17 protein-coding genes and 1 pseudogene are annotated in these 17,601 nt (G+C 57.1%); 2 read left to right on the plus strand and 16 right to left on the minus strand.

The features are described from left to right. Nucleotides 1–85 precede the first annotated feature (85 nt). The 14 genes from GKZ67_RS16080 to GKZ67_RS16145 form a co-directional block, all read right to left on the minus strand. Nucleotides 86–718: an OmpH family outer membrane protein gene (locus GKZ67_RS16080; RefSeq protein ID WP_254244879.1), complete on the minus strand. Its 633-nt coding sequence runs from the start codon at nt 716–718 to the stop codon at nt 86–88. A gap of 57 nt (nt 719–775) precedes the next feature. Then, the gene (locus tag GKZ67_RS16085) at nt 776–1,471 is read right to left on the minus strand and encodes an OmpH family outer membrane protein (protein WP_173244257.1); all 696 of its coding nucleotides are present in this window, start codon (nt 1,469–1,471) and stop codon (nt 776–778) included. Between the two features lie 147 nt (nt 1,472–1,618). Further along, the gene (bamA, locus tag GKZ67_RS16090) at nt 1,619–4,063 is read right to left on the minus strand and encodes an outer membrane protein assembly factor BamA (RefSeq protein WP_254244880.1); all 2,445 of its coding nucleotides are present in this window, start codon (nt 4,061–4,063) and stop codon (nt 1,619–1,621) included. Between the two features lie 83 nt (nt 4,064–4,146). Then, nucleotides 4,147–4,890, minus strand: a complete 744-nt coding sequence (locus GKZ67_RS16095; RefSeq protein ID WP_173244260.1) for an isoprenyl transferase — start codon at nt 4,888–4,890, stop codon at nt 4,147–4,149. Nucleotides 4,891–5,042: 152 nt separating this feature from the next. Then, nucleotides 5,043–5,807 carry a DUF6089 family protein gene (locus GKZ67_RS16100; protein WP_173244263.1) on the minus strand — a complete coding sequence of 255 codons (765 nt, stop codon included), beginning with the start codon at nt 5,805–5,807 and terminating at the stop codon, nt 5,043–5,045. Between the two features lie 42 nt (nt 5,808–5,849). Then, a complete protein-coding gene (locus GKZ67_RS16105; RefSeq protein ID WP_173244266.1) occupies nt 5,850–6,722 on the minus strand; it encodes a DUF6089 family protein in 873 nt (290 codons plus the stop codon). A gap of 141 nt (nt 6,723–6,863) precedes the next feature. Further along, nucleotides 6,864–7,754, minus strand: coding sequence for an NAD kinase (locus GKZ67_RS16110; RefSeq protein WP_173244269.1), 891 nt, complete (start codon nt 7,752–7,754; stop codon nt 6,864–6,866). 119 nt (nt 7,755–7,873) lie between these two features. Then, the gene (locus GKZ67_RS16115; protein ID WP_173244272.1) at nt 7,874–8,512 is read right to left on the minus strand and encodes a hypothetical protein; all 639 of its coding nucleotides are present in this window, start codon (nt 8,510–8,512) and stop codon (nt 7,874–7,876) included. Next, on the minus strand, nt 8,464–9,342 hold the full coding sequence (locus tag GKZ67_RS16120) for a POTRA domain-containing protein (protein ID WP_173244275.1): 879 nt from the start codon (nt 9,340–9,342) through the stop codon (nt 8,464–8,466). Before GKZ67_RS16120 ends, GKZ67_RS16115 begins: the two co-directional genes overlap by 49 nt. A 9-nt stretch (nt 9,343–9,351) precedes the next feature. After that, entirely contained in the window at nt 9,352–10,029 is a 678-nt protein-coding gene (locus GKZ67_RS16125) for a CBS domain-containing protein (protein WP_151086257.1), read from the minus strand. A 318-nt stretch (nt 10,030–10,347) separates the two neighbouring features. Next, nucleotides 10,348–11,049 (minus strand): alpha/beta fold hydrolase, encoded by a 702-nt coding sequence (locus tag GKZ67_RS16130; RefSeq protein ID WP_173244277.1) that lies wholly within the window; start codon nt 11,047–11,049, stop codon nt 10,348–10,350. Nucleotides 11,050–11,194: 145 nt separating this feature from the next. Further along, nucleotides 11,195–11,779: an anthranilate synthase component II gene (locus tag GKZ67_RS16135; RefSeq protein ID WP_173244280.1), complete on the minus strand. Its 585-nt coding sequence runs from the start codon at nt 11,777–11,779 to the stop codon at nt 11,195–11,197. A 141-nt stretch (nt 11,780–11,920) separates the two neighbouring features. Then, complete coding sequence (locus GKZ67_RS16140; protein ID WP_173244283.1) at nt 11,921–12,442, minus strand: CvpA family protein; 522 nt, start codon at nt 12,440–12,442, stop codon at nt 11,921–11,923. A gap of 78 nt (nt 12,443–12,520) precedes the next feature. After that, nucleotides 12,521–12,985 (minus strand): GatB/YqeY domain-containing protein, encoded by a 465-nt coding sequence (locus tag GKZ67_RS16145; protein ID WP_173244286.1) that lies wholly within the window; start codon nt 12,983–12,985, stop codon nt 12,521–12,523. 224 nt (nt 12,986–13,209) lie between these two features. Here GKZ67_RS16145 and GKZ67_RS16150 point away from each other — a divergent pair, with 224 nt between their 5' ends. Then, nucleotides 13,210–13,926, plus strand: a complete 717-nt coding sequence (locus GKZ67_RS16150; RefSeq protein WP_173244289.1) for a pyridoxine 5'-phosphate synthase — start codon at nt 13,210–13,212, stop codon at nt 13,924–13,926. 10 nt (nt 13,927–13,936) lie between these two features. Here GKZ67_RS16150 and GKZ67_RS16155 read toward each other — a convergent pair whose 3' ends face one another. After that, the gene (locus GKZ67_RS16155) at nt 13,937–14,758 is read right to left on the minus strand and encodes a class I SAM-dependent methyltransferase (protein WP_173244292.1); all 822 of its coding nucleotides are present in this window, start codon (nt 14,756–14,758) and stop codon (nt 13,937–13,939) included. Between the two features lie 154 nt (nt 14,759–14,912). Here GKZ67_RS16155 and GKZ67_RS16160 point away from each other — a divergent pair, with 154 nt between their 5' ends. Then, nucleotides 14,913–15,941, plus strand: a complete 1,029-nt coding sequence (locus GKZ67_RS16160) for a hypothetical protein (RefSeq protein WP_254244881.1) — start codon at nt 14,913–14,915, stop codon at nt 15,939–15,941. 143 nt (nt 15,942–16,084) lie between these two features. On the opposite strand, the pseudogene GKZ67_RS16165 reads toward GKZ67_RS16160, so the two are convergent. Next, a pseudogene (locus GKZ67_RS16165) lies at nt 16,085–17,556 on the minus strand (DHA2 family efflux MFS transporter permease subunit); the annotation flags it as partial. Between the last annotated feature and the right edge of the window lie 45 nt (nt 17,557–17,601).

Below are 17,601 nucleotides of genomic sequence, written 5' to 3' on the forward strand. Positions count from 1 at the left end.
AATAAAACTGAGCCGCATCCCGATAGCCGGCACGAAAAAAGCCGGAGCCAAAGGCCCCGGCTTCTTAGCCAATTGCTGGCAGTACTTATTTGGTCTTGGTCTTGGTTTTGCCGGCTGGTGCAGCCGGGATGCCCGAGCCAGTAGCCTTGGGGGCCTGGGTGGCCGGGGCTGGCGCCGCCGCGGTAGGCGTAATACCCATCTTTTTCAAGATGATATCCGATACGTCGCCTTCTTTCGGGCCGTGCAGCAGAATGGGATTGCTGCCCGAATCCGAGTTCAGGATATACGTGTAGCCGTTTTCCTCGGCTACCGCGTCAATGTTCTTTTGAATCTTATCGAGCACCGGGCGCAGCAGGGTCTGCTGCTTCTGCTGCATCGACTGCTGGGCGGTCTGCTGGAATTCCTGGAGGCCCTGCTGCATGGTTTGCAGCTCTTTTTCCGTATCAGCTTTCACAACGGGCGTCATGGCAGCGCCGCCTTTCTGATACGCGTCCAGCTTAGTCTGGAAAGCCGTTTGCTTGCTCTTCAGCTGGGCTTCCAGCTGGGTGCCATACGTTTTCAGGTCCGACTCAATCTGCTTGCTTTCGGGCATCTGGCTCAGTACATACTCCACGCTGGTAAAGCCAATCTTAAGCGGGGCCTGGGCCTGGGCATTCGGAGCGAAAAACGAACCGGCTACGAGTAGCGCGGAGGCGAAGGTCAGGTGAAGTTTTTTCACGCGGTTTACGAAGAAAGTCAAGGGTCTAAAAAATTCTGGTTTGCAAAGTTAACTAGTTTAAGGCTTTCCGCCAGCGTCAGCCTTTCCAGCCTTAGCCGACCGGGTTTTGGAGCCGGTTACAGGGTCGGGCGTGCCCGAATCGGACTCAAATGCCGGGTCAGCGCTGGCATTCGGGGTTTGGGGCGGCTTCACGGTCTTCACGGGGCCTTTAGTACCCGGCTGGTTGCGGGTAGGCGAGCCGAGGCCCAGCTCTTCCAACACAAATTCTGTATAATCGTGCGTGGGGCTGGCGTAGAGCATGGTCAGGTCGCCGTTGCGGTCAAACATGAAGTCGAGCTTGCGCGCCTTCACCACTTTCTCTACAGCATCAAAAATCTTATCCTGCGCCGGCTTATTGAGCTCAACGCGCTTCTTAAAGAGCTGTCCCTCGTAGCCAAACTGCTTGGCTTCGTAGGCTTTAATATCCTGCTCTTTTTTTAGAATCTCGTCCTGGCGCTTCTTTTTCATGGCCTCCGTGAGCACCACTTCTTCGGCCTGGTAGGTACGATAAAGCTTATCGAGGTCTTTTTTCTGCGCCTCAATCTCCCGTTGCCAGGTTTCGGTGAGCCTGCCCAGCTCCAGCTGGGCTTGCGCGTATTCCGGCATTTTCCCCATGATAAACTCAGTATCTATATAACCGAATTTCTGGCCCCACGCGGGAACAAAGGCTCCCAGCAGCAGCAGCGCCAGCAAATAACGAGCAACGTGGGTCATGCGAGACAAGGAAGAATAGGAGCTGAAGCCGGCACTAGCGCCGCTTACTCAACGAGCGAACCGGGCTTTTTAGTCTTGTTTACGGGAAGACAGCCGCCCTCCCGCAAACTACCGGCAAGTGCCTAAACGTTCAGCCCAGCACGCAAATTAGCGAATCTGCTGGCCGATAATAAAGTGAAAGTGGTTGAAATCCTGCTTGGAGCTAGTATTAGCTGGTGGCTTCACAGTATCGAACGCCCGGCCATAGTCGAAACCCAGCAAGCCAAAGGCCGACATAAAGATGCGGGCACCAAAGCCAGCCGAGCGGTACAGGTTGAACGGGTTGTACTGCTGAGAGTTATTAAAGGCATTGCCCGCCTCAGCAAAACCCAGCACATAGACTGTAGCTGCCGGATTGAGGCTGACGGGATAACGCAGCTCAGCTACATACTTGTTGTAGGCAACGCCACCACTTGCGCCGGATTGGGCCGTTGGAATGGCAAATGCTCCGTTGGGGTCATCGTAGCCCCGCAGGCCGATGTAGTCGGTACCTACCAGGAATGAGCCGCCGCCGCCATAGCCCAGGCCGGCTCCACCCATCTTGAAGCGCTCGAACGGCCCAGGCGTGCGGTCGGGCGTATAAGTGCCGATAAAGCCAAAGTGCGCCCGGGTGTTCAGCACCAGCTTGCCTACAATAGGCGTAAACCACGAGGCGTCAAACATCCACTTGTGAAACTCTACCCACTCATACGTATTGGGGTGCGCACCCTTGAAGGCCGAATAAGGCGGCGTCAAACTCACGCTCAGGCTAATTGACGAGCCGCGGCGCGTATATGTCGGGTTGTCGATGCTATTGCGCGAAAGCGTGGTATTAAACGTAAAGTTGTTGGCCCGGCCCGTGTTGAAATCCTTGAAAATCGAATAGTTCTGGAGGGTGTACTGGCTGTACGAGATGGAGTTGCTTAGCGAGAAGTAGTCGTCGGGCACGCGTAGCTGGCGGCCGAGGCCGATAGTTGCGCTATTCACCTTGATAAAGCTGCCCGTGGTGGGGTTAAAGTTAATCCCTAAGCGCGAAATACTGCGGTTCAGGCTGAAGGAGAATGAGTTGGGCTTGCGCCCACCCAGCCAGGGCTCCGTAAAGCTGAACGAGTACGCTTGGTATTGCAAGCCGTTGGCCTGCACGTTGAGGGCTACGCGCTGGCCGTCGCCGGCCGGCACCGGCGTCCAGTTATGAAAGTCGCTGGCTTTGCGCAGCGAAAAGTTGTTGAACACCAGGCCTACCGTACCAATAAAGCCGGCGTAGCCGCCCCAGCCACCCGAAAGGGTAATCTGGTCCGAAGGCTTCTCAACTACAGTATAGTTGATATCCACAGTGCCATCGGCCTGGTTCGGCACCGGGTTAATGCCGATTTTTTCGGGGTCGAAATAGCCGAGCGTCGCAATCTCGCGCTGCGAGCGAATAAGCAGCTCGCGGTTAAACTTATCGCCGGGCAGGGTGCGCAGCGTACGGCGCAGCACGTGGTCCGACGTCTTGGTATTGCCCGCGATGTTGATGTCCTTTACCCGCGCCTGTACGCCTTCGGTAATGCGCATCTCAATGTCGATAGAATCGCCTTCTACTTTCGTTTCAACCGGGTCGATGGTAAAAAACAGGTAGCCGTCGTTCATATAGAGCGAAGTTACGTCCTGGCCGGTAGGGTTGTAGCTCAGGCGCTTATCCAGTATTTCCTTACTATAGGGGCTGCCGGCCTTAATGCCCAGCACCGAGCCCAGGGTTTTGCTATCGTAGAGATAGTTGCCGTTCCAGGTGATTTTCCGGAAGAAGTAACGTGGCCCTTCATCCACTTTCACCTTCACAATCAAGCCTTTCTCATCGCGTTCAATGGTATCCGATACGATAGCAGCGTCGCGATAGCCCTCGTTATTGTAGAAATCGACCAGCTTACGCTTGTCGTCCTCAAAGTCGGAGCGCTGAAACTTACCTGGCGTCAGAAATTTATACGAGTTCCGGGCTTTGGTTTTTTTAAACTGCTTGGCTAACTTCCCATCCTTAAAGGCTTTATTACCTTCAAACTCAATATCATGAATGCGGACCTTAGCCCCTTTATCTACGTCAATTTTCAGAGCCACGCTATTAGATAGCGCCGAGTCGGCTACCTGCCGGATAACCACCTTTGCATCCAAGAAGCCCTTGTTATTGTAGAACTTACGGACCTGCGTCCGGGTATTAGCCAATAGGGCATCAGTAACTACCTTACCACGAATGAGCTTGATTTTCTTATCAATCTCCTCGGCCTGCCCCTTGCTGATACCTTCGAAGGTAAACTTGGATAGGCGGGGCCGCTCCCGAACGTTGAAGTCCAGGAAAATCTTGTTGCCTTCGGTACGGGCAATACTAACCGAAATATCGGCCAGAATACCCTGGGCCCATATTTTACGAATCGCCTTGCCAATGTCATCGCCGGGCACATTGACGGCATCCCCGATGCGCAGGCCCGATAAGCCAATCAGAGTATTCGGGTCGAGGTAGCGGGAGCCGCTTACCGTAATGCCGCCCAGCTCATATTTGTGCGGCTCATCGGCCGAAGTTCCAGCTACCTGAGCATGCGCCAACCGGGCCGACAGCAGGCCAGTTAGCAGTAAAAAACTTAATAGTCCACTACGTAAGTAGGTGCGCATCATCAACATAAATAAAATCAGGAAGCCAGCTGCTCGCTGGTTTTGCCAAAGCGCCGTTCACGGCTTTGGTAGGCTCGCAGCGCATCGCGAAAGTGACTGCGGCGGAAATCGGGCCACAGCAACGGAGTGATATAAAGTTCGGTATAGGCCAGCTGCCAGAGCAGAAAGTTGCTGATGCGCTGCTCGCCGCTTGTGCGAATAAGTAATTCGGGGTCGGGAATACCAGCCGTAGCCAGATAGCCCGTGATGGTCGCTTCCGTTACCGCGGCTGGCAGCAGGCGACCAGCTGCTACATCAGCCGCCAGCCGCTGGCCGGCCTGGGTGATGTCCCAACGCCCGCTATAGCTCAGCGCCAACACCAGAGTCATGCGCGTGCCGGCCTTGGTTAGCTCAATTGCCTCGGCAAGCTCCCGCTGGCAATTACCCGGCAGGCTGCTTATTTCACCAATGGCTTGCAGCCGCACGCTGTTTTTAAGCAGCGTACTGGTTTCCTGGCGAATGGTATGCACAAGCAGCTGCATGAGTGCCGTTACTTCCATAGCCGGGCGATTCCAGTTCTCAGTCGAGAAGGCATACAGTGTCAGGTACTTAACCCCTATTTCGGCAGCCTCTTCCACAGTGTCGCGCACCGCCGTAATAGCGCTTTGATGTCCAAACACGCGCAGGCCTCCCCGCTGTTTGGCCCAGCGGCCGTTACCATCCATGATAACGGCGACATGGGCTGGAATATTAGAGAGGTCTATTTCGGACCGTTCGGCCATCGTTGCGGTTTGCGTATAAGAGGCCGCAAGTTACGCAAAGGGTTGCAGTCAGGCCGCAGCTCTCACCTCAAGGTCTGAAAACCACTTCCCGGCTTTATTCTCAACAAGCTGGCTATCAAGCCAAATGCACTTTACAATCAACTTTTTATTGCTTACCTCAGCAAGGTTTTATCTTTCCCGTAAGGCTTAGGGCAAAGAATTTGGTAGAAGGTATATGACACGCTGATACCAGAATAGTAATACCAGTCCTGGTCGTGGCTATTGACGAGCAAGGCACTCTGGTCACCGGTATGGTCTAGCATATCGGTAAAGGTTTTGCGGGCACCCATCTCCAGGCCTACATTAAAATGCTCGGTGAGGGCCACTTTTATTCCGGCCCCGGCCGGGATAGCAACTCCTACCCGACTGCCCTGCCGGTCGAAGGCAGGCTTCAGGGCGACGTTGTCGGTTGTGACGGTTGTGCTGGCATAATAGAGCGCCAGGCCGGCAAATAGGTAGGGTGAAAAATGCACCCGGTGCTGGTCTTTGCGACTATGATAATCAAGAAAATTATACTCCACTACGCCAGAGGCCTCTACCAGGCCACCGGTAAGGTGCAGCTGGCGATAGTTTTGTAGCGGTGGCACGCCGCCGTTGACCCCTTCTACATTGGCATCAGTGGCGCCCAGGAAGCCCGCTGTGACACCCCCACGTAGCGTAACCGGCACTGATACATCGCGACGGTAAAATATGGTAAGGGCGGGGCGACTATTCTGCCACTGAAACTGGGGAGAAACTTCCCCCTTATAATTCGTAGCTCCTACCCCAACCCCTATTTCGCTGGTATGCTGAGCCAGGGCCGGACTAGCCCAAAAAAAGGCACTCCCCGCCAGCACAAAGCCAGCGAGGAGTGAGAAAGGAAACCGGAAGACGGTCATGCAGCAGACTGTGAGGTGAAAGTCCAGCCAGCCAGCAAGGGCCTAGCGGAATTTGGGATTTTTGATTTTCGGGTTCAGGATGTAGTTCAGCGAGATGCCAGTAACGGTGTACCAGTCATCTTTGCCCTGGCCACGCTTATTACCTACATTATCGAGTCCAGGAATTTTAGCAGTACCTTGGTTCGTTATACCATGTGCAAAATACTGAGCATCAGGAGCTGAATTAGTAGGCGTCACATAATTGCCGCTTACATCGTCCAAATAACCGGTAAAAGTCTTACGTAAACCAATTTCGAGCGAGACATCCATGTTGCGGTTAACACGATAACGTACGCCGCCACCAAATGGTATGGATACCTGCCACAAGCTGTAGCTTACGTTCTCAGTCATCAACGGCTGCAAGGGAATGTATGTGCCATCAGCACGCATACCCTCCGGATTGTGATGGAACCCGGCTACGCCTAAAAACAGATAGGGTACAAAGTCCGGACGCTTGAGGTAGTTATTCCGGTTTTCGATGAGGTCGACTACTATTTCAGCAGAAGCTTCAGTAATTCGATTCCGGAAGTTCATATTCCGGGCATTACGGAAACGGGCATTCTGGTCGTTTGCATCTGCGTTCGTGTTATCATTAGCTCCGATAGCCCCATAGGCAAGTGCAAAACGGCCTGATACCCGCGGAAAAAAGCGATGCATGATGCTTAGTCCTATGTTTGGCCGTGTATCACCTGGATGAAACGAGGCGAAGTTGGTCGCTGGGTTCAGGTCGCCAAAATAGTTCATGGCGTTCAGGCTAATCCCGATAGAGGTATACTGCTTGCGCTTGCTGAATTGCTGCGCATCAGCATGCTGCGTTGAACCAAGCAGCGTAAGCCCGGCAAGCAGGGCAGTGGAATACGTGAAAAACTTAGTCATAAGGCGCAGAGTAGAGAATTAACCAGGCAAAGGAAGGCGCAAACCTAACGGGACGTGGCTTACAGCGAATGCAAAAGTAAGAGTTAAAGGGAACTAAAAAAATTTATGCTGTTTTTTTATTAAAGATTTAGGCTGTTTCAGCTAAATAATAGTTGTGGGGTTACGGCGGTCGAGGCCCCAATTTAGCTTGTTACGCAGGGTACTTAAGAAATTGACGTGATTCAATTTAACTAACCGGGCATTAAAACTTTCTCGGCGAACGGCCATTTGAACGCTGGCTTCGATAGGCACGGAGCGAGAGTCGAGGGCCAGCAGGTAGCTGGTGGCCCGGCCTTCTATCTCAAACGAGATAACGCTTTGGTCGGATACAATAAGTGGGCGAACGTTTAAATTGTGGGGACATACGGGAGCAATGATAAAATTGTTGGTTTGCGGGAGCATAACCGGCCCGCCACAACTGAGCGAATAGCCCGTAGAGCCGGTTGGTGTTGATACAACCAGTCCATCGGCCCAATACGAGTTTAAGTATTCGCCGTTGATATACGTATGAACGGCAATCATTGAGGACGAGTCGCGCTTCAGAATGCTGAACTCGTTGAGGCCGAAATTCAATTGCCCGAATACATCAGGGTCGGTATCGACGCGCAGCAAGCTGCGGTCTTCGAGCGTGAAGTGGCCTTTAAAGAGTGCATCGACCGCCTGCACAATCTGGTCGGGGTTAACGGGTGCCAGGAAACCCAGCCTACCGGTGTTAATACCCAGGATGGGAAGCTGTTGGGCACCCACGTAGGTAACAGTATCGAGCAGCGTGCCATCGCCCCCAATGCTGAGGACGAACTGCACTCCGCGCAGCGAGTCGCCACGGCGAAAGGTAGTGGTGCCAGCGGGCAAGCGCAGGCGCGGCTTCATAAACTCGTGAAAAGCCTCTACAATCAGAATTTCGGTTTGGCGGGCGGCCAGCTCATCCAGAAGGGTTTGGATAAAGGGGGCGGCGGCTTCGTCGAAGGGCTTGCCCAGAATGGCGATTTTCATAACAAAAACGTAATACGACCCGGCCTAGATTGGGAAAGAGGTACGCAGAAAAAACCCTGTGCTGCGATACACTGTGAGCGTACGAATCAACTCGAAGCAAAACACGCGGTCATAATACGTTACAAGATGTAGGCCCAGGCCCACCGACGCCAGCAGCTGGTCGGGAAGCTGATTGGGCAGCGGCTGGGCCCGGTGCAGGCTGCCGCCAGTGAGCCCGGCATCGGTAAAAGCATTGAGATACACAGCCAGCGGGAGGGTATTAACCTTAGGATTGCCAACAAACGGGATACGGAGCGGGGCGGCGCCCAGGCGCGCAAGCTCAGCCCCTGCTGCACCAGGCCGGAATAGCGGCCTTCGGCTACGTAGTAGTCGTAGCCCCGCACCAATACGGTGTAACCCAGGCCCCGGGCATCGGCATAAGCCAGCTCAGGCGCAAAGAGCCGCGTTTGGGCCCCTACACCAATGGCGTAGTACAACCCATGCCCAAGGCTGAGGTAGCGCGAATAATGCAGGCGTAGCGTAGCGTAGCTGGGCGAGCGCTCGGCCCCGACAAACTGCCGAAACGTGAGCGCACCCTGCAAAAACTGCCCGGTGAGCGGATACGCAAAGGTATTTCGCTGATTATGCGTGGTAATCAGGCTGGCTTCCAAGTACTGACGCTGCTGCAAACCCAGCAGATAATCCGGATTCAGCCCGTAGATGAGGTCGCTTATCTGCTCGCGGTGGTAAGAAAGGTCGAGGGCCGATACCAGCTGCACGGTATGCCGCAGGCGCAGCCCCCCGTGGCATAAAAGCGCTGAATAGCAAATACATCCTCCTCAGGATGGTCACCCAGGTCAACCAGGCGGTCGTTGAGCGTTATATAGTCGAGGTTGCGGCTTTGGTAATACGAGATGCCGAACCCCACCCCTACCCGTCGGCGGCGGCCCAGGCCGGGCGCTTCATAGAATAATTCGAATTTTCTATTAAAGCCAAACTGAATATTTGCCGTGACCTGCTCGGCGCGGCCCCGGAAGTTGGTATCGGTGAGGTGCAGGCCATAATCGAGGCGCTGCCAGCGGTTGGAGCGACTATACCAGGCATTTAGATTGCCGGGCGTAGTCGAAAAAATTGGCGTTGGCAGGATATACCAGCGCTCCTGCACGCTGAAAAGAATGGTAAGCTGGCCGGTGCCGCCGCAACTGGCCTGCGCCAGCACCGCATGAAACAGCTGGAGATTGAACAGGCGGCGGCGGTTGGCTTCGAGCCGGGCCGGCAGCTCGGCCACGCTCAGCGAGTCGCCTTCGTGAAAATCGAGCTCAGCCCGCAGCGTTCGCTCGCGGGTCCGGACGTTACCCGCAAACAGAATGGCGGCCACCCGTATGCGTTGCGCAGGGCACACGCCCACCCGCACCAGCGTATCGGTAGGAGCCACTACCGGCACCAGGGGCGGCGGATGGCGTTCGCGGCTCAAGGCACGCAGGCTGTCGGCCGAAGCTGGTGGCAGAGGCACCTGGGCCAGCGCAGCGGTGGCAAACAAGAGCCCCATGCCGGCTGCCAGCAGCCACGGTACCGCGTAAAAAAAAGAAAGCCAGGCGCGGTACTTCACCGTGTAAAGTTAGACGCTGAGATAGCGCAGGAGCGCGTCAAAGCGTTCCTGCTCATCTTCGCCCACCGCCGCAGCCCCGCTAAACTGGGCCGATACTATATAGCCGAAGCGCTCTAAGGTAGCCGTAATACGCGCCAGGTTATCCGTATTGAGGCGCAGGGTAAGCCGAATGCGGAAGGGGTCGTGCTCATCGGCAATAACGTGGGCTGAGAGAATTTTGGCATTGTTCTCCTCCACGTAGCGGCTAATTTGGGAGAGCGAGTAGTCGCGCTCTTCCATAGTGAGCACCAGAATGCTGCCCTGCCCGGCAATGCCGGGCACCGGGCCAAAGGCGGCCAGCGCGTCGCTCACCGTCACCACGCCGGCGTACTCCTGCTGCTCATCGAGCACGGGCACCAGCTGAATCTTGTTTTCGATGGCCAGCTCCATCACACGGTAAAAGTGCTGGTCGTGCTGCACATGCGCGTTGGCGTAGCCCAGGGCCAGGTCGGCCAGCTGCGTATCCGGGTTTTCGTAGTCGGCCAGGTCGTGCTCGGTAATAAGGCCCCGGTAGTGGCGGCCAGCTAGCACGGGCAGCTGGCCCACGTGAAACTCTTCGAGCCAACGGGCAGCTTTGGCTGTGGTATCAGTGCCTTTAAGAGGCGGTATCATCTGGTTGAGTAAGTCTTCGGCGAGTAGAGCAGGCATAAGGGTAGCATCTAAAAAGCAGGCGACTAACAAACAGCCAAGCGGCTCAACAAAAGCCAGCACCAGCGAAACTTACGCGCAACCGGTATTTTTCCGCTGAAAGCTACCGAACAGACGGCATAGGCCGGTACGTAAGCCCGCAAAATACTAGGACTACTAACGTGGCAGAAAGGTTGTTGCTAAGCGGCAAAAATTACGCCGGTCTTCGCCCGACGGCTATTCCGGCTCGCCAGGCCCGCTCATCAAGCCGGCGAAGCTACGGCGCTACCCGCCGCAGAAAGTCAGCCAGGTAGCGGTTAAAGCCGGCCGAACGCTCCATCATGGGGCGTGGCCGCAATGGTCGAGAAAGCGCAGCTCGGCACGGGGCAGCAGGCGCTCAAAGTCGTGGGCTACCGGGGGCGGCGTGATGGTATCGTTCAGGCCCCACACCAGTAGCGTCGGCGCCTGAATGCGGTGCAGGTCGCCGGCGAGGTTATGGTGCTGCGCCGAGCGGGCAATACTAATCATACGCAGGCACTTGGCATTGGAATTGGTAACGGCGAATACCTCATCGACCAGTTCCTTAGTAGCCACGGCAGGGTCATAAAACGTATACCCGACGCGCTCACGCACAAAGTTGTAGTCACCCCGCTTCGGAAATGAGCCGCCCATCCCGTCCTCAAACAAGCCGCTGCTGCCCGTGAGCACCAGGCTGCTTACGCGGCCGGGATGGCGCAGGGTGTACACCAGGGCTACGTGGCCGCCCAGTGAGTTGCCAAGCAGGGTAAATGCAGCCGGCAGCCGGAGCTTTTCCACAAAGTTTTCCACATACTCGACCAGGCCCGGTACCGTTGCCTGCAGCAGCGGCATATCATAAACGGGCAGCACCGGGATAATGACACGGTAGGCAGGCGCAAACTCAGCTACCACATCCTGCCAGTTGCTAAGCGCCCCAAAAAGCCCATGCAGCAGCAGCAAAACGGGGCCCTGGCCTTCATCGACATAGTCAAACCCGTGTTGTTGCTGGCGGCGAAGCTCCATATTATTTTACTATACAACTGATATTCAATAAACAAGCCCCGAGCGTAGCAAGCTATTTGCTTTTGCAGGTGTGTGCTGCCTTTTCGGCGTACCGCTCAGGCTGTTTTAGAGGGCGCGCCCCAACAAGTAGCACGCCATAACTGGTCTATGCAATGTTACAACAGGCTATCCAATTTGCCAGCCACTGCAGGCCGTAGGTAGTAAGCAGGGCTTCGGGATGAAACTGCACGCCAAACAGCGGCAGGGTGACATGGCGCAGCGCCATTAGTTCGTGGTCGGCATCGGCCGTAAAAGCCAGCGGGCGCAGGCAAGCCGGCAAGGTACTGGCTTCCAGCACCAGCGAATGGTAGCGCGTTACGGGCTGGCGGCGGGGCATTCTGGCCAGCCAGGCATCGTTGCCGAGCAGCTCAATGTCGGATACCTTGCCGTGCACCGGGCGGGCAGCCCGGCGCAGCGTAGCTCCAAAAAACTCGCCAAGCCCCTGCTGGCCCAGGCACACGCCCAGCATAGGCAGGCGCTGGTGATAAGCCTCAATAACCGCCAGCAGGTTGCCGGCCGCGGCAGGGGTGCCCGGACCAGGCGATAGCACAATACCCGCAAAGTCCAGCGCCTGCAGCTCGGCCAGGGGTATATCGTTGCGGCGCACCAGCACCTCGGCTCCCAGCTGGCGCAGATAATCGGCCAGGGTATAGGTAAAGGAGTCGAAGCTATCGAGGAGAAGCAGGGTCAAGACTGAGTGGGAAATTTGAAAGGAATAATTGCCGGGGCAGTTTCCAGGCTCGGCCCCAGCAGGCAAACTGCACCCGCCAGGTGGGCCGGGTGGCAACGGTAGCTAATCTACGCTAGCGATTAACCAGTCTAACTCGGGCCATCACATGGCAGCTTTCAGCCGGCCGAGCAGATTGTGGCCGATTGGCAGCACGTAGCTGGTTACCTGCAAGGCCAGGGGAGTAGCTTTTTGTACCCAGGGCAGCACGACCGAGCCAGTGGTGAGGCTGGGAGCCAGCAGGGGCAGGCCCGCCAGCGCGGTTCCGTGCAGCAGCAGGCTCAACCCAAGCAGCCATTTCAGGCCGCCTGCCACGGCTCCGAGCAGGTTGTCGAGCACGCCGAGCGGTGTGAGGTGAACGGCCGTTTTGACGAGTCCGCCCAGCAGGTGAACGCCCCACATAATACCCACCAGCACCAGTAGAAAAGCCACCAGGGGCAGCATCCCAAATAGCTCGCCCAGGTATCCGCGCACTACCGGAATAGCAGCGCTCAGCAAGCTCAGCCCACCTACTACGCCCAGCACAAACGCCAGCAGCGACACTACTTCCAGCACCAGCCCTTTGCGGAATCCCTTAACCGTGCCAACAGCTATGGGCAGCAGGAGCAGCAGGTCGAGCGGAGTCATGCGTTGAAGCAGAACCCGAAAGGAGGAATGAAGAATAAGATAAAACCGATACTCCATTCTTCCATTCAGCTTCCGTTTTTAGAAATTAGTGTTATTGAGCAGGCTGCTCACCGTTTGCGAAATCTGCTTGCCATCGGCCTGGCCAGCCAGCTCACGGGCGGCTACGCCCATCACCTTGCCAAGGTCGGAAGGGCCGGTGGCGCCCACGCGCTGAATAATAGCGACGAGCTTTTCTACCAAATCGGCCTCGGAAAGCTGCTGGGGCAGGAACTCTTCGATAATAGCCAGCTCGGCCAGCTCGGTTTCTTCGAGGTCGGAGCGGAACTGCTCTTTATAAGTTGCCGCCGAGTCGCGGCGCTGCTTGGCGGCCTTGATGAGCAGCTTCTGCTCCTGGTCGGCGCTGAGGCCGGTGGCGCTGGCTCCTTCAGCCGTTTCGGCCAGCAGGATTTGCGACTTGATGCTGCGTAGCGCCGTAAGGCGCACTTTGTCTTTCGCCAGCATAGCTTGCTTGATGCCGGCGTCGATGGTGTCTTTGAGAGCCATTTTGGGAAGAGTGGGAGAAGGAATACGAAAAATAATCGGCTGGCCGAAGCGTAGCGGCTCCGGGCGGAGCCTGGCGCAACCCAAGGCCGGCCGGCTGGGTTACACTGGCAAGAAACGGCGGGGCACCCAACCGCCCGGCAAAGGTACCTTGCGCTGCCGCGCCAGCCTACCCGGCGCACGCCGTCCACAAAATCCGTGCAATCCGTTAAAATCCGAGCTAATCAGTGGTCAAGCTAAGCGTTAACATCAACAAAATTGCCACCCTGCGCAATGCCCGTGGCCTGCATGCCCGCCCCGACTTGCTGCAAGCCGCCCGCGACATCGAGCGCTTTGGAGGTGAAGGCATTACGGTGCACCCGCGCCCCGACGAGCGCCACATCCGCTACCAGGATGTACGCGAGCTGAAAGCTATCGTCACCACCGAGCTGAACGTGGAAGGCAATCCCACTCCCGATTTTTTGGCCCTGGTGCGTGAAGTGCGCCCCGAGCAGGTAACGCTGGTGCCCGATGCGCCCGACGCCATCACTTCGAATGCCGGCTGGGACGTGGCGAAGCACCAGGCCTACCTGCGCGATGTGGTGGCCGAGCTGAAGAGCTACGGTGCCCGTGTCAGCATTTTCCTCGACCCCGAGCCGGGGCTGATAGCGGCGGCAGCTAGCACGGGTACCGACCGCATCGAGCTGTATACCGAAGCGTATGCCCGCCTCTACCCTACCGACCGCCTAGCGGCCGTGCGGCCCTACCGGGCCACCGCCGAAGCAGCCGTAGCGGCCGGCCTCGGCCTCAATGCCGGCCACGACCTCGACCTGGAAAATCTTGCTTACCTGGCCCAAGAGCTGCCCGGCTTGCAGGAAGTGAGCATCGGGCATGCACTGATAGCCGACGCTTTGTATCTGGGACTGGAGAATACAGTGCAGCTATATAAGCGTCAGCTGCGCTAAAACCGCACTTCTACCTCAAACCGGGCCGGGTCGGCCAGCGGGTCGGGGCCAGGGCAGGCATATGACTTGGTGAATATATAGCACACAGCGTATTACCTACCTGCGACAGCTGGCCCGGCAAGCCGGCGGGCAGGCCATCGAGCAGGCCGGCCAGCACTTCCCAGCGCGGCTGGCCCGGCTGGCGGCTGGCATCGTGCCACACCACTACCGTATGGGAGCTTACCAGGTGCTCAAATACGCGGGCTGTATCGCGGCGCACGGCCTCGTAGCGGTGGTCACCATCAATAAAAACCAGGTCGAAAGGCCCCGCCTTGCGCTGTAAGCTGGCCAGCTCGAAGGCAGCGGAGTTGCCGTGCAGGTGCGTCACATTGGGTAGTGGGCGCGAGAAATATCCATGCAGCCCGATGTAGCGCTCGGGTAAGTGAAGCGCCCGCATTTCGTCGGCGCTCAGGTTGAGGGTGTGCACGGTAGCCGCCTCGGCCGCCACATTGGCCGCGCTTTCGCCGCGCCAGGTGCCGATTTCGAAGTAGCGACAGCCCGGCTGCTGCCGGGCCAGCGCGCGTAGCAGCAGCAGGTCGGTGGGCAGCGAGCCGCCATCGCCAAAAGCAAAAGGCCCTACGGTGCGAGCTGCCGCGGGTGCCGTGGGCGGCACAAACTGCGTAAATGGCAGCAAAGGCAGTCCGTCGGCATTGAGGCCCGGCCAGCGCTGGGCATGGGCCAGGGCCCGCGCCCGCCAGGCATTGGCATCGGCGGTCAGCACCACATTAAGCAGTGCGGGAGTGCGGGCAAGCGCCGCGAAGGCGCGCAGGGCAGTAGCAAGACGGGAAGACACCAGCTTAGGCAGGCAAGGTTGAAGCAGCCCGCAAGTTATCGGTTGGCATCTGCACCGCACCGCGTGGCCTGCCTTCATACTGGCTACAGGAAGCTTACTTGCCGGGGACCTGCCCGGCCGTAACTTGCGCCTTCATTTAGCTATCTCAACTGTAGTGCGTTCACGTTTTCATTCGGCTTGGCGCGGCGCGCTGAGCCTGGGGCTGCTAGCCAGCGTCAGCCTGGCTGCCTGCCAAACCCGCCCCGGCCAGGGCGAAACCTCAGCCAGCCAAGGTGGCGATTCCGGTGTTGCCCACAAGCCGGCTCCGGTCGACACGGTGAAGATTAAGCGCCTGGCCTTGCAGCGCGACTCGCTCAGGGCCGACAGTATTGTGCGCAAGAGCGGGCAGCTGCCGGGCGCTATTTTGCCCGGCCACCGCATCGTCGCATTTTATGGCAATATTCGCTCGAAGGGCATGGGTATTCTGGGCCGCGAGCCCAAGGACCAGATGTTCCGCAAGTTTGATAAGGTGCTGAAGGAGTGGCAGGCTGCCGACCCAACCCTGCCCATTCAGCCGGCCCTGCACAGCGTGACCATTACGGCGCAGGGTAGCGCCGGCGATGGCAAGTATCGCCTCATGAACTCAAAGAGCACCATTGAGGAAACCCGCGCCTGGGCCAAGGAGCACAACTGCATTCTGTTTATGGATGTGCAGGTGGGCCTCAGCGACCTGAAGCACGAGCTGCCCAAGCTGGCCGAGTACATGAAAGACCCGACCATTCACCTCGGCATCGACCCCGAGTTTGCGATGCAAACCAAGGGCGTGCGCCCCGGCAAAAAAATCGGCACCTACGATGCCAAGGACGTAAACTATGCCATCAATTTTCTGGCGCGCATCGTGAGTGAAAATCACCTGCCGCCTAAGATTTTGATGGTGCACCGCTTTACGCAGGGTATGGTGACGAATTACAAGAACATCAAGCTCGACCCGCGCGTGCAGGTGGTGATGGACATGGACGGCTGGGGCGACCCCACGCTTAAGAAGGATTCGTACAAAGCGTATATCGAGAAGCAGCCCGTACAATATACAGGTTTCAAATTATTCTACGAATACGATATCAAACCCCGTAACTCGCACCTGATGACGCCGAAAGAGGTGCTCAGCGAGCTGAATCCTAAGCCGCTCTACATTCAGTACCAATAAACGGCTGGCAGACCGCACGCATAAAAAAGGCTTCCCGCATAATGCGGGAAGCCTTTTTTGGTAAAGTATACTAACCTAGTGCCTAATAATCGTCACCTAAACAGCCACGTAGGGAAGGCTTTGCAAAAGCCGGGCCATCCTGCTTAGTGTGCCGCGTTAAGGTCGATTTTCTCGCCTTGCTTAGTCCGTTTTACCAGCAGGATAAGCGGTACGCAAGCCAGGAAAAACAACCCAAGCGAGGTAAATATCTGCGAGTAGGTAATCAGCGATACCTGTTTCATCAATACACCTTCGAGCACGGCGTAAGCCTGCTGCTGGGCTTGGTTCAGCGAATAGCCTTTTGCCAGAAAGCTCTGCGTGAAGGCTTGCAGGCGCTGGGTAGTTTCGGGGTTGTAGAGCGAGATATTGGGCAGCAGGGCCACGCGGTTGGCCTGAATGGTGCGCTCGAGGTAAGTGCCCACAATGGCCACCCCAAACGAGCCGCCGAGCTGGCGAATCATGCCGGTAAGGCCCGCGGCCTGGCCGGCATCACGGCCTTGCAGGCCCGCCAGGCTCATGGTGGTGATGGGCATAAAGATGAGGCCCAGGCCCACGCCCCGCACAATGAGCGGCCAGAAGAAGTCGCTTTCACCGGCGGTGGGCGAAATCTGGGCGGCCATCCAGAAGGTGAAGCCGAAGAAGATGGCAAAGCCTACCGGCAGCATCGCCTTCTGGGGCACGCCCGCCACCAGCATTTTCCCTACAAGGGGCATCATCAGGCCCGAAGCCAATGCGCCAGGTAGCAGAATGTAGCCCGTTTGCTCGGCGGAGAAGCCCAGAATGCGCTGCGTGAAGATGGGAAATACAAACACCGAGGCAAACAAGCCAAAGCCCAGCACGAACGACAGGAAGGCCCCTACCGCCAGGTTACGGCTTTTAGTAAGTACGCGCAGGTCCACGATGGGTGCCTTGGCGGTAAGCTCCCGCCAGATGAACCCGATGAGGCCAACGGCGGCCAGCAAGGTAAAGAGCACGATGATGTTGTCGTCGAACCAGTCTTTGGTTTCGCCCTGCTCCAGCACAAACTGCAAGGAGCCTACCCCCAGTATCAGCAAGCCGATTCCGGCCCAGTCAATCTCGCGCAACGGCTTGGGGATAGCATTCTTGATGCGCTCGGGGTCGCGGATAAACAGGATGGTGAAAATGCTGGCCATGATGCCCACGGGCACGTTCACGTAGAATATCCAGGGCCAGTCATAATTTTCTACTATATAGCCCCGAGCGTTGGCCCGATAGTAGGGCCGATGATTACGCCCATGCCAAACAGGGCCTGCCCGAGGGGCAGCTGCTTGGGCGGAAAAGTATCAATCAGAATAGCCTGCGAAGTAGCCATGAGCGCTCCACCCCCGATACCCTGAATAAAGCGGAAGGCCACCAGCTCCCACAGGTTGGTACTCTGGCCGCAGGCCATAGAGGCCAGCGTAAAGATTATCACCGATACGAGGTAGTAGTTTTTGCGGCCGAACTGCTCGGCCAGGAAGCCGGTCATCGGAATAACAATAACGTTGGCAATGGCATAAGAAGCTACTACCCAGCTCACTTCCTGCTGCGTAGCCGAAAGGTTGCCCATCATCTGGGTCAGCGCCACGTTCACGATACTGGTATCAATCAGCTCGAGAAG

This window comes from Hymenobacter sp. BRD67, from assembly GCF_013256425.1.
GTDB lineage: Bacteria > Bacteroidota > Bacteroidia > Cytophagales > Hymenobacteraceae > Hymenobacter.